Annotated in this window: 12 protein-coding genes; 11 read left to right on the top strand and 1 reads right to left on the bottom strand. The window is 38.8% G+C overall.

The annotated features are described in order from the left end of the window. Nucleotides 1-5: 5 nt before the first annotated feature. From ACN9MR_RS15965 to ACN9MR_RS15915, 11 genes are all read left to right on the top strand, one after another. Entirely contained in the window at nucleotides 6-542 is a 537-nt protein-coding gene (locus tag ACN9MR_RS15965) for a YceI family protein (RefSeq protein WP_426325105.1), read from the top strand. 10 nt (nucleotides 543-552) lie between these two features. Next, the gene (locus tag ACN9MR_RS15960) at nucleotides 553-771 is read left to right on the top strand and encodes a tautomerase family protein (protein WP_131531439.1); all 219 of its coding nucleotides are present in this window, start codon (nucleotides 553-555) and stop codon (nucleotides 769-771) included. 11 nt (nucleotides 772-782) lie between these two features. Next, on the top strand, nucleotides 783-1,529 hold the full coding sequence (locus ACN9MR_RS15955; RefSeq protein ID WP_426325103.1) for an SDR family NAD(P)-dependent oxidoreductase: 747 nt from the start codon (nucleotides 783-785) through the stop codon (nucleotides 1,527-1,529). A 26-nt stretch (nucleotides 1,530-1,555) separates the two neighbouring features. Further along, on the top strand, nucleotides 1,556-1,984 hold the full coding sequence (locus ACN9MR_RS15950) for a nuclear transport factor 2 family protein (protein WP_426325101.1): 429 nt from the start codon (nucleotides 1,556-1,558) through the stop codon (nucleotides 1,982-1,984). Nucleotide 1,985: 1 nt separating this feature from the next. After that, entirely contained in the window at nucleotides 1,986-3,044 is a 1,059-nt protein-coding gene (locus ACN9MR_RS15945; RefSeq protein ID WP_426325099.1) for an NAD(P)H-dependent flavin oxidoreductase, read from the top strand. A 262-nt stretch (nucleotides 3,045-3,306) separates the two neighbouring features. Further along, nucleotides 3,307-3,897, top strand: coding sequence for an RNA polymerase sigma factor (locus ACN9MR_RS15940; protein WP_426325097.1), 591 nt, complete (start codon nucleotides 3,307-3,309; stop codon nucleotides 3,895-3,897). Between the two features lie 158 nt (nucleotides 3,898-4,055). Then, entirely contained in the window at nucleotides 4,056-5,201 is a 1,146-nt protein-coding gene (locus tag ACN9MR_RS15935) for a FecR family protein (RefSeq protein ID WP_426325095.1), read from the top strand. 161 nt (nucleotides 5,202-5,362) lie between these two features. Beyond that, entirely contained in the window at nucleotides 5,363-8,827 is a 3,465-nt protein-coding gene (locus tag ACN9MR_RS15930; RefSeq protein ID WP_426325093.1) for a TonB-dependent receptor, read from the top strand. Nucleotides 8,828-8,840: 13 nt separating this feature from the next. Further along, nucleotides 8,841-10,493 carry a RagB/SusD family nutrient uptake outer membrane protein gene (locus ACN9MR_RS15925; protein ID WP_426325091.1) on the top strand — a complete coding sequence of 551 codons (1,653 nt, stop codon included), beginning with the start codon at nucleotides 8,841-8,843 and terminating at the stop codon, nucleotides 10,491-10,493. 80 nt (nucleotides 10,494-10,573) lie between these two features. Then, entirely contained in the window at nucleotides 10,574-11,362 is a 789-nt protein-coding gene (locus tag ACN9MR_RS15920) for an SDR family NAD(P)-dependent oxidoreductase (RefSeq protein WP_426325089.1), read from the top strand. 122 nt (nucleotides 11,363-11,484) lie between these two features. Beyond that, nucleotides 11,485-11,613, top strand: coding sequence for a helix-turn-helix domain-containing protein (locus tag ACN9MR_RS15915; RefSeq protein WP_426330232.1), 129 nt, complete (start codon nucleotides 11,485-11,487; stop codon nucleotides 11,611-11,613). Nucleotides 11,614-11,810: 197 nt separating this feature from the next. Here the strand turns inward: ACN9MR_RS15915 and ACN9MR_RS15910 are convergent, their stop codons facing one another. Continuing rightward, nucleotides 11,811-12,389, bottom strand: a complete 579-nt coding sequence (locus ACN9MR_RS15910; RefSeq protein WP_426325087.1) for a YdeI/OmpD-associated family protein — start codon at nucleotides 12,387-12,389, stop codon at nucleotides 11,811-11,813. Between the last annotated feature and the right edge of the window lie 67 nt (nucleotides 12,390-12,456).

Genomic DNA, 12,456 nt, shown 5'->3' with positions numbered 1-12,456 from the left:
AAGAAATGGAAACTACAAAATTTGAAATTGTAAGCGCTCAAAGCAACATCAACTGGACTGGTAAAAAAGTTACCGGAGCACACAACGGAACCATCACGATTAAATCGGGTTCACTAAGTTTAAACGATGGTAAACTCATCAACGGAAACTTTATTATCGATACCACCTCTATTGTAATATTGGATGTTACCGACCCTGCAACCAATGCACAGTTTGCCGGACATTTATTCTCTGACGATTTTTTTGCGACCGATCAATTCCCGGAGGCCACATTTGTCATCACAGCTGTTGATCAAACCAATGAAGATAATACTGTAATTACTGGCGATTTAACAATTAAAGGCATTACACATGCGGTAATTTTTGCGGCTGATGTTGTGGTTAACGGCAATACGTTAACAGCTTCCGGTAAAATCTTTATCGACCGTACCAAGTACAATATGAAATTCAGATCGGGTAACTTTTTCACCAACCTTGGCGATAACCTGATCTACAATGAATTTGAGCTCGATGTAAAATTAACCGCATCATTAACTATTTAATCGAACAGCCATGCCATACGTAAAAATAGAGGTAACCCGCGAAGGTGTTACACGCGAACAAAAACAGACCCTAATTAGTGGAATAACCAAACTGATTACCGAAGTATTGGATAAAGATCCGAAGCTTACCCATGTAGTAATTCAAGAAATCGAACTGGATGATTGGGGCTATGCAGGCGAGCAGGTATCGGTATTGCGCGAAAAGGGGATAACAGCAAACAATAAATAAGCATCAAAAACATGAAAACACTAACTGTCATTATAACAGGCGCATCAACAGGTATTGGTCGTGCCATTGCAGCTTTATTTTTAGAACAGGGCCACAATGTGGTGATCAACGCTGCAAATGAGAACAATTTAATCACTGCTTTTAACGAATTAGGGTTGCACGATCAATTGGCGATGGTAGCAGGCGATATCAGCAATAGTAACACAGGTAAACTATTGGTAGAAACTGCCGTAGCGCGTTTTGGCGCTGTAGATGTGCTGGTAAATAATGCCGGTATTTTTGAGCCAAAGCCTTTTTTAGAGGTAGATGAAGCACATCTGGATAAATTTTTGAACATCAATTTAAAAGGCACATTTTTCACCACGCAGGCAGCCATCACGCAGATGTTGAAACAAGATGGTGGTGCTGTTATTAACATCGGAACTGTATTGGTAGATCATGCCATTGGAGGTTTTCCTGCAACAGCACCCATTTCTAGTAAAGGAGGTATCCATGCCTTAACCAAACAATTGGCTGCAGAGTTCGGCAAAAACAACATCAGGGTAAATGTCATCGCACCAGGGATTATTAGAAGTCCGTTACAGGCCAAAAATGGCATTAGTGATGCGGATGCATTTGCGGGTTTACATTTATTAAACCGTATTGGCGAAACACAGGATGTTGCTCAACTGGCCCTGTACCTGGCGGAAAGTAATTTTGTAACAGGCGAGACCATCAATTTAGACGGAGGTCATGTAGCAGGTCATCACATTGGCTAAGGATAAAAATTAAACAAAAACCAGGTATGCAAAGGGAAATCATTAAGCCCGGGCATACCTTAAAAATTAAAACCATGAACAATTACAGCGAAAATGCAAATGCAATAGCAGAGGTACTGTCATCTTATTTTAAGGGCGTTTTTAATGGAGATACCGCACTGCTCAGAAAAATATTTCACCCACAGTCTATATTGGCTGGTGATGTAAACGGCATTCCATATTTTAAAACACTTGATGAATATTTAGAAGGTGTAAGTAAGCGCAAAAGTCCGCAAGAGCTCAATGAAACATTCCGAATGGAAATATTATCTATAGAAATTATCAATTCTATTGCAATTGCCAAAGTTCATCTGCCTATTTTTGATTTTAATTATTACGACCTTTTATCATTAAGTCTAACCGATAGCGGGTGGGTGATTGTGAATAAACTTTTAACCAACGTAAAAATTTATTAAGATGTGGAACAGAACTAAAATAACCGAACTTTTAAAAATCGAATATCCGATTTTATTAGGCCCAATGGGCGGTGGATTTTCAACACCTGAACTTTTAGCAGCCGTATCAAACGCTGGTGGTTTGGGCAGTATCGGCGCATATACCTTAAGTCCTGAAGAAATTATCGAAACCGATAAAATTGTAAGAACAAAAACAGCTAAACCTTATAACATCAACCTATTGGTGAAAGATGTAGATGAGCGTTTGCTTAATTATCCATCAGAGAAAATAGAGGAAATTAAACTATTATTCAAACCTTTTTTTGACGAATTGAGCATTCCATTACCCGATCTTAATGTCAATATTCCTTCAAAATTTTTGAAACAGGTAGAAACGCTTTTCGAGCTGAAACCTGCTGTATTTAGTTTTATATTCGGTATACCTTCAAAAGAAATATTAAACGAAGCAAGAAAGCTAGGCATTAAAACGGTGGGTGCAGCAACCACATTAGATGAAGCTTTAGCACTCGAAGAAGCCCAGGTTGATGCCATTGTAGCAACAGGATTTGAAGCCGGGGGACATCGTCCTTCGTTTCTTAAACCGGCAGATGAATCGTTAACAGGAACTTTTGCATTGGTCCAGCAGGTAAAAGCGAAAACAAAAACACCTATAATTGCTGCCGGTGGTATTGCCGATGCGAAAGGTATAAGGGCAGCATTAACGCTTGGCGCAGATGCAGTCCAGATCGGTACCGCCTTTTTAGTAACCGACGAATCTAATGCAACGCCTATGCACAAGGCAAAACTTTTTTCCGAAGCATCAAAAAATACAGTACTTTCTAAATCATTAACAGGGAGAATGGGCCGGATGATTGCTAACCGGATATCTGGTGCTATTCGTTATGAAACTGAGGTGTTGCCCTTTCCACTGCAAACCCGGTTAATGGGGCCGTTAAGAGCCGCTGCCATTGAACAGGGCAAAACAGATATGTACAATTTTTGGTCGGGACAAAATGCGGTAAACTTAAAATATACATCTGCAAAAGAATTAATGCAGGTGTTGATTAGGGAGATGCATTAGTTGATTGGGCATTAGTTCATTGGTCATTGGTTAATTGGGTATTGGTTCATTAGTCATTGGTTCATTAGTCATTGGTTCATTAGTTAATTGGGCATTGGTCATTAGTTCATTGGAAACTGAGAACTATAAACTGAGAAGTGTTTCTTCCCTCATTTTCTTATTTTGTCTCTTCAATAATGCAACATTTATGCTGCTTTGCGAAAAATAAGTAAATTGAGCCGTTATTTTTTTGCTTAGTATTGCAAAGATATTCCTTATACTAATGAAACCTGATAATTTACAACTATGGCCTGATAGTTTGCTTGTTAGCGATATGCAAAGCAATGATCGGTCTGCGTTCGAAAAAATTTACAACAGGTATTGGAGCAAGTTATATTTATCAGCCTATCATATTTTACGCAATAGGGAGGCCGCTGAAGATATTATCCAAGAAATATTTGTGAGCCTTTGGTTAAAACGGGAGTATACCACAGTCGATAATCTCAATAATTATCTGTTTACTTCCGTTCGTTTTCAGGTATTTAAAGCCATTAGAGATGGGAAATTACGCCCAGATTTACTTCATGATACCGACCTTTTGGTGAGTCCGCATAATGCCGAAAATGCTTTTGCTGAAAAAGAGATTGCGCAACGTTTGGATAAGAGTATTGAGCTGCTGCCTCAAAAATGTAAAGAAATCTTTATCCTGAGCAGAAAAGAACACCTTAGTGTAAAAGAAATTGCCGACCGGTTAAACCTTTCACCAAAAACGGTAGAGAACCAGATTACAATCGCATTACGCCGCCTGCGTACCGATATGGGCGAATTCTTATTTTGGGCCATTTTATTATTGGCTGGCATTTGGGGTAAATAAATCAACGCTTATCCAATGCAATATGTCAATCCTGATTGTTTACCGTTACTTAACTTTGTTTAATTTTAATTGGCTGTTATATAGCTTGTTGTGTAAACTTTAAAATTTCTTTTGGGGGATATACTTCGTTTTAGGTACATACACCAAACCACAAGCAATTGAAAAAAGCAGAATTAACAAGTTTAACAGAAAAATACATAGCCGGTACTGCCAGTGGAGAAGAACGTCTTAAGTTAGAATCTTGGTACAATAATCAATTGAACCAAAATCCTTTGGCAGGAGAAAAACAGATTGATGAAGAAGAACAGGTTGAAGTTGGCGAAAAGATTTTTAATAAGATTAATCAACAAATAGATCAGCAAGAGAAAAAACGGACAGGCAGGTATTTTTATCGTTTAGCTGTTGCCGCCTCATTAATTGCCGTTTTAGGATTTGGATGGTTTATTTTAAGTGAACGTACCGATCTTAAAAAAATAAATAAATCAGCTAGCTTAATCAAACCTGGTGGTAACAAAGCCTTTTTAACACTTGCCGATGGAACTAAAATTAATTTAGATCAGGCGCTAAATGGTACAATAGCCAAGCAGGAGGGAATTCAGATTAACAAAACAGCTGATGGGCAATTGGTTTATACCATTTTAGAAAATAAATCAGCGTTAGCTAAACCAGGTCTTAACACCATCAGTACACCAGCTGGCGGCCAGTATCAGGTTACCCTGCCAGATGGAACGAAAGTCTGGTTAAATGCACTGTCATCATTAAAATACCCTACTACTTTTACAGGCAAGTATAGAATGGTAGAGCTTACCGGTGAAGGTTATTTTGAAGTAGCTAAGAATAAAAACAAGCCTTTCAAACTTAAAACAGCAAAACAGGAAATAAGCGTTTTGGGTACCCATTTTAATGTGAGTGCCTATGCAGATGATGCTGAAATTAAAACAACACTTGTGGAAGGTGGGGTAGCCGTTAAAAACTTTAATCCACAGGCTACAGGTTTGCTAAAACCAGGACAGCAGGCTGTTTTTCAAGGTACAGGTTTTAAAATGAGCAATGTTGATGTGGAAGAATATATCGCCTGGAAAAATGGGTTCTTTATGTTCAATAATGAAGGAATTAAAGAAGCGATGCAGAAATTGGCCAGGTGGTACGATGTTGATATTGAGTATGTTGGTAATTTCGATGGAATTTATTTCGGTGGATCTTTTTCTAAACACAACAACCTGCAAGAAACCTTAAAAATATTAGAGTCTACTGATAAGTTTAAATTTAAAATAGAAGGAAGGAGGATTAAAATTTTAAAATAATACTTTAAATTTTAATCTGAAAAACGGATTTCGAGTGCAATCGAAACCCGTTTAAAGTTTTAGATTAAAATTGTCCCAACAAATAACCAAATAGTTAAAACAAAGTAAATGTAATAGCAACTGCTATAGGCATTTAACTCAACCTAAAACCTAACAAATGTATGAAAATTTACGATTTTAATTTATATGGTGCAAGCCGTATAAAGAATAAAATTCTGTTATCTATGAAGCTAACCATCTTATTGCTTTTTATAGCCATTTTACACGTTAACGCGGGCAGTTTTGCACAAAAAAATATAACGCTTAACGAGAAAAATGCCTCGTTACAGAAGGTGCTTAAAGCAATAAAAAATCAAAGTGGCTACAATGTATTTTTTATCCAGAGCGATTTAAAAAAGGCAAATACAGTAAGTATTGATGTAAAAGATATGCCCCTCGCCGAAGCTTTAAACCAATGTTTTAAAAATCAGCCCCTAACTTATTCTATCCAGGCCAATACCATTGTGGTTAAAGAGCGGCCTGCAAATATTGTCCCTGCCAATAAGCCAGAACAAAGCGCACCTGTAAACAAGGTTATCGATGTGATTGGTACTATTTTAGACGAGATAGGTAAGGGTATACCTGGTGCCAGCATTAAAGTAAAAGGTAAAGAACAGGGTACGATGAGTGATGAAGCCGGAAACTTTAAACTAACTGGTGTGGCCGATGATGCCACTTTGGTAATTTCTTATTTAGGATATCAAACCAAAGAGGTAAAAGCTTCGGCAACGGTAAAAGTGACGATGGTGCCGCAAAGCAACGATTTAAATGAGGTGGTAGTTGTGGCTTATGGTACGCAGAAAAAATCGAGTTTGACGGGAGCTATTGCAACCATTACCCCTAAACAATTAAAAGAACGGCCTGTAACCTCGATACAAAATGCTTTACAGGGTATTTCGCCAGGATTAACCATTTTGCAACGCCCTGGCGATGTAAGTGCCAGTGCTACAAGTAATACAGGTGTAAACATTAGGGGAAGAAGCAGTTTAGCAGGTGCAGGTACCCCACTTTATATTATTGATGGTATACCGGCCAGCTCGCAGGAATTCGCTTCATTAAATCCTAATGATATTTCGGGCATGTCGGTATTAAAAGATGCTTCATCTGCCGCTTTATATGGTTCGAGAGCTGCCAATGGTGTAATTATGGTCACCACAAAACGTGGTGGCGGAGATAAAGCAACCATCGAGTTTAATGCCAATTACGGCTGGCAATCGCCTACCCGTATTGCCAAATACCTGGGATCGGTAGATTATACCACGCTTTATAACGAAGCTCTTACCAATGTTGGCCGTAATCCGATATATACCCCGGCGCAGATAGAATTGTATAGAAACGGTTCCCAGCCTGATTTATATCCCAACACCGATTGGTATAAAGAGGTTTTAAGAGAAAGTGCACCCTTGGGTGATGTAAATTTAAATATCAACTCACCGGGCAAGATCACCAATAGTTATTTGGGCTTAAGTTATTTAACCCAGGAATCGCTAATCCCAAATAAAGATCAAGACCGTTTCAGTGCAAAATTAAACACCGAAACTAAGGTTATCGAAAATATTTTAAAAGTTGGTACCAATATATCATTTATCAACCAGGCTTTCAATCGCTTGGGTAATTTATCCTGGACAGAATTAAACCGCTCTTTACCTACCACTGTTTTTCGCCAAAGCAATGGCCAATGGGGATCAGTAAATAACGGTACAGTAGCCAGTAGCTCTATTCCGTATCGTAACCAGGCACGTTTGGTCGAAGAAGCAGGGAAAGGAAGCGATAGAAACAATCTGTTACAAACTGCTGCAAATGCGACATTAACCCCATTAAAAGGTTTATCCATTAATGGATTGGTTTCGTTAAAGTTTACCAATAACAACAGCACTGCGTTTAACAATACCATGACGCCGATTAATAATTTTTTAACTGGTAATCCAATTCCACTTCCGGCAGGAGTAGGCACACAGAACGATTTAAGAGAATACTGGGTAAAAAGAAAAGAACTGTTAATACAAGGTACGGCCGATTATGAACGTACTTTCGGTAAACATTATGGTAAATTAACTTTAGGTGCATCCCAAGAAAGCAACGTGTTCCGTCAAGCATTTGTAGGACGGAGAAATTTCCCTAATAACGACTTAAGTACAATTATCAATGGCTCTACCAATGGTGAAGATATCGTAGCAGATCCTGATGGTGTATTGGCCAATAATACTACTGCCGAAGAATGGGCAATGCGTTCGATGTTTGGCCGTTTCAATTATACTTTTAACGAGAAATATTTATTAGAGTTAAATGCACGTATCGATTATTCTTCGCGTTTCAGTGAAGATGTACGTAGGGCCTTCTTCCCATCGTTTTCAGCTGGATGGATAGTTTCTAAGGAAAACTTTATGAAAGATATCAGCTGGATCGATAATTTGAAAATCCGTGGTTCGTATGGTTCACTGGGTAATCAGGATGTAGTGGCCGTTGGTAACTATTTTAACCGCTTAAATTCTGGCTATCAATATAGTTTTGAAGGTACTGCCCAAGGCGGAATCTGGCAAAAAGATGGCTCGTGGCCAACAACTACCTGGGAAAAGGTTTACATGACCGATTTTGGTGCAGATATGACCTTTTTTAAAGGTAAACTCGAAATTACTACCGATTACTATATCAAGGATACCAAAGATCTTTTATTGCGCAATACGGCACTTGCTACCTATCCGCTTACAGTGCCATTTACCAACTCGGCATCAACCCGTAATACGGGTTTCGAATTGGCCATTAATCACAACAATAAAATAGGTAAAGACTTAACTTTTAGCATTGGTGGTAACTTATCGTTAATCAAAAGCAAAATCACAAAAATCGGTGCCGATGGTAATGATAACTTTCCTACGGGAGATCCAAGTTTCCCAGATAATTCGCAGATACAGCGTTTAGGCGAGTCAATCGGCTCTTTTTATGGCTATATTGCTGATGGTCTGTTTGTTAGTAATGCCGAAGTGGCTTCGCATGCTTTTCAGGATACACGTACAAGAGCGGGAGATATTAAATACAGAGATTTAAACGGAGATAATGTAATTAATGCGGCAGATCGCACCATTATCGGAAACAATGTCCCTTTTGTTAACTATGGCTTTAATTTAAGCGCTGCTTACAAAGGTTTCGATTTCAATATCCTTACTTATGGTGTGGCTAAAGTAAAAACCTATTTAGGGCAAGAAGCATCTACACCTTTCTTTAACGGAGCAAATGCAAAAGTACAGTTGTTAAACCGCTGGACTAAAGAAAATCCTGATCCAAATGCCGATTTCCCAAGAACATTATTAACAGCCGATGGTGGGCATAACATTGATAATTATTCTTCTTTCTGGTTGTTTAATGGTGCTTATTTCAGGGTAAGGGGCATTACTTTGGGATATACCTTACCACAGAACGCAATTAAAAAAATCGGATTGTCTAAGCTAAGAATATACGGTACAGCCAATAATCCATTTACCATTATGGCCGATAAACGTTTGGGAGATTACGATCCTGAGTCTGCTTCCGGCCGTGGTGGCTACCCAGGTATTAAAACATGGTCGTTTGGTTTAAGTGCAGGATTATAAATTGATTAGAAAAATGAAAAAGATATATATAATTACAAGCGTACTATTATTAAGTGCAATTGTTTCTTGTAAGAAAGATTTTTTAGAGAGGCCGCCATTAAACGTAGTATCTGAAACTACTTTTTGGAAAAATGCCAACGATGTTTACCTGGCAGTTAACAGCGTGTATAGCCAGTTGCCGGGCGATGATATGGTTTATGATGATGCAGCTGCAGATAATGCACATGCGCAATACCCATGGGAAAGTTCGGCCACAGATGTATCGTCAGGTAATGTAAACTCTACATTAGACGCAGGGTGGGGATTTACCGGAATCGGCCGGGCCAATTACTTCTTAGATAATGCCGATAAAGTAACCGCTATTGATAAAACATTGCTCGATCGATATAAAGCAGAAGTGCGCTTTATCAGAGCCAATGCCTATTTTTGGATGCTTTGTAAATTTGGCGATGTGCCTTTAATTACGAAAACAGTTACACTTGGAGAAGAAAATGTACCACGTACCCCAAGGGCTCAAGTATTAAAATTTGTGGTAGATGAGTTAGATGCCATAGCCAAAATTTTACCACAAAGTTATGCTGGTGGCAAGCCAAATGAAAAAGGCCGTATTACAAAAGGTGCCGCTCTGGCTCTAAAAGCACGTGCACACCTGTACGAAGGGCAATGGCAGCTTGCCGCAGATGCCGCTGGCCAGGTAATGACATTAGGTTACGATCTGTTCAAAGTAACATCAGAAGATGCCTTAAGTGCTAAAGATGACTATAGTATATGGGTAGATTTTACCAATGCCGATGATCAGAAAAAATTCCGTTTAGGTTTGCGTAGTTACGAAGCTTTATTCCAACAGGCAAACGAGGGCAACATAGAAGTTATTTTAGATAGGCAACGCATTCCTCAACAGGATGCAAATTTCTTAAATACACTTCTACCATCTGGCGATCTTGGTGGATGGGGTTCCATAGCACCAACACAAGAACTGGTTAACAGTTACCCAAGTTATAAAACTGGCGATTTAATTACACCGCCGTCACCAGCACAAAGGGCAGCCTGGTATAAAGCAAAAGATCCAGCATTTAAAAACGAATATAAAAACAGAGACCCTCGTTTTTATGCCAGTATTTTATTTGATGGAAACCCATGGAATGCCATCGAAGATGATTATTCATTTAAGTGGACTGAAGGTGCAGGTAACACCGCCTTAACTGGTTACAGTGTGCGTAAAATGGTCGATCCTAAAATTTATAGAGATCAGATTGATAACCATGCGAATAATATTTTAATCCGTTATGCTGAGGTTTTATTAACCTATGCCGAAGCCAAAAATGAATTAACAGGCCCTGATGCAAGCGTGTATGATGCCTTGGATAAAATCAGGACCCGTGCAGGTATGCCTGTAATAGACAGAACTAAATATGCCACGCAAGAAACCTTAAGAGCATTAATCAGAAATGAGAGACGCGTTGAGCTGGCTATAGAGGGACAACGTTATATGGATATCAGAAGATGGAAAATTGCGCCACAAGTAATGAAACCCATATATAGTATTGCAGATGCCGCAAAACCGATCCAGGAAAGAACCTGGACTGATAAATTATACTTAATGCCAATCCCGCAAGCACAGATAGATCTCTCTAAAGGCGTTTTAAAGCAAAACAGCGGATATTAGAAAACACACAACACATAATGAATAAATAATGATTAAGAGGGTGTCCAAGAAGTTTGGATACCCTCTTTAAATTAGATTTTATGGCACTAACAATAGATTTAAAAGGGAAAATAGCTTTGGTAACAGGTGTTACTTCGGGCATTGGGTTGGGAATTGCCAAAATGATGGCTAAAGCGGGCTGTACCGTAATAGGTTGTGCAGAACAAAGTGAAACGAGTGATGTTGCCCAGCAGTTTTTAGCAGAAATGGAGTCTTTTGACGCACATACAGACTATTTTAAAGCTGATATGGTAGTAACTGAAGAAATTGACGGTCTTGTATCAGATATTACCGGTGACTATGGACGATTGGATATTTTGGTTTCTAACGCTGGTCAGAATGTATTTACGGGTTTAGAAAATACTACCGAAAAAGACTGGAAGTTTAATCTGGATTTAAACCTTTCTGCACATTGGCGTTTGGCTAAACGCTGCAAGTCGTTACTAGATGGAAATAATGGGGTAATTATCGTAATGGCGTCTAACCATGCTTTTGCCAGTATCTCTGGCTGTGCGCCTTATAACATGGCCAAAACTGCATTGACAGGTTTGGTGAGAAGTTTGGCTATAGAAACAGGCCCCGGTATTAGAACAATAGGTATTGCGCCGGCCTTTACTGATACGTCCGGTAATCAGCAATGGCTTAATTCATTTATACGGACCAAAGAAGAAAGGCAACAGACCATAGATCTTCATCCGGTGAAAAAACTGGGTACAGTAGAAGAAATTGGAGGCTGGTGTGTCTTTTTATCTAGCAAGTACGCCGGTTTTGCATCTGGAACTACCTATTTAATTGATAGTGGACGAAATGCAGTGCTGCAGGATAATTGAGATTTGAGATTTGAGATTTGAGATTTGAGATTTGAGAAAAAAGGGATACTAAGATAGAGGTAATTTTTTAACAATAAGATGGATATTTGGAAGCCAGATGTGCTTTGTAAAGCAGATTTAATATTAGGGGAAGGTGGCATGCCTGTAAGTTACTCCAATCGGAAGATTATTCAATCGCTGATGTTTGTTATGCCAGTGGATTTAATAATCAAACCAACTTTAATAAATTTTTTAAGCCTTTAAAGGCATGAAACCGTCAGAATATAGAAACAGGCTGAATAATTAAATTGGTTTATTGGTCATTGGTTCATTAGTCATTAGTTCACTGGTCATAGGTGCAGTTCAAGGCTAATTCATTAATCGGCCCTAAACACTCAACTTTAAACTAAACTGTTAACTGCCCACCTGTACTTTATTAGGACTCCCGACTAAAGACCTCCGACTAAATTTACTTCACCCGCACATTTTCTCCGGCTAACCTAACCGTTTCGCTAATTCTTGTTGCTCTTGTTTCTGTTCTTTTGGCTTCAGATATCCATTTTAGGATGGCTTTTTTGGAAGAACGTGGGAATTTTTCCCAATGTGTTTGTGCTGGCTTGTTGGTTTCAAATTCTTTTTTTAAATCATCAGGAACAATCAGATTTTCCACATCGTTCAGGGCATCCCACATGCCATTGGCTTTAGCTGTTTCTATTGACTGCAATCCTGCTTTGCTCATCAATCCCTGGGCTATCAAGTGTAGAGCCTTATTCTTGTTAATTGCGCTCCAATTGCTTTTAGGTTTTCTTTTTGAGAAAAATTGATAGCGGCTTTCATCATCACGTTTCATCGTTAAACTATCAATCCAACCATAACAAAGGGCTTCATCAACTGCGTTATTATGAGGTATACTATTTGCTGATGCATCTTTTTTATAGATAATTAACCAAACAGATACTTCTTTTTCATGGTTTTCGGCTAGCCATTGACGCCAATCGGCCTGGGTGTTGGCATAAAAAGCTTTAACTCCGTTTTTTATTTCTTCCATTGGGGTGGTGGTTCATTGGTTCATTCGTTCATTAGTCATTCGTTCACTAGTTATTGGTACAGTTCGA

This window comes from Pedobacter sp. R-06 (genome assembly GCF_049913135.1).
Taxonomy (GTDB): domain Bacteria; phylum Bacteroidota; class Bacteroidia; order Sphingobacteriales; family Sphingobacteriaceae; genus Pedobacter.
Note: the sequence above shows the minus strand (reverse complement) of the source record. Positions and strands in the feature narration are given on the sequence as shown.

Bases quoted from the DNA above. Each gene is read 5' to 3' on its own strand.
- ACN9MR_RS15965 (WP_426325105.1), top strand. From the start codon at position 6: ATGGAAACTACAAAATTTGAAATTGTAAGCGCTCAAAGCAACATCAAC.
- ACN9MR_RS15960 (WP_131531439.1), top strand. From the start codon at position 553: ATGCCATACGTAAAAATAGAGGTAACCCGCGAAGGTGTTACACGCGAA.
- ACN9MR_RS15955 (WP_426325103.1), top strand. From the start codon at position 783: ATGAAAACACTAACTGTCATTATAACAGGCGCATCAACAGGTATTGGT.
- ACN9MR_RS15950 (WP_426325101.1), top strand. From the start codon at position 1,556: ATGCAAAGGGAAATCATTAAGCCCGGGCATACCTTAAAAATTAAAACC.
- ACN9MR_RS15945 (WP_426325099.1), top strand. From the start codon at position 1,986: ATGTGGAACAGAACTAAAATAACCGAACTTTTAAAAATCGAATATCCG.
- ACN9MR_RS15940 (WP_426325097.1), top strand. From the start codon at position 3,307: ATGAAACCTGATAATTTACAACTATGGCCTGATAGTTTGCTTGTTAGC.
- ACN9MR_RS15930 (WP_426325093.1), top strand. From the start codon at position 5,363: ATGAAAATTTACGATTTTAATTTATATGGTGCAAGCCGTATAAAGAAT.
- ACN9MR_RS15925 (WP_426325091.1), top strand. From the start codon at position 8,841: ATGAAAAAGATATATATAATTACAAGCGTACTATTATTAAGTGCAATT.
- ACN9MR_RS15920 (WP_426325089.1), top strand. From the start codon at position 10,574: ATGGCACTAACAATAGATTTAAAAGGGAAAATAGCTTTGGTAACAGGT.
- ACN9MR_RS15910 (WP_426325087.1), bottom strand. From the start codon at position 12,389: ATGGAAGAAATAAAAAACGGAGTTAAAGCTTTTTATGCCAACACCCAG.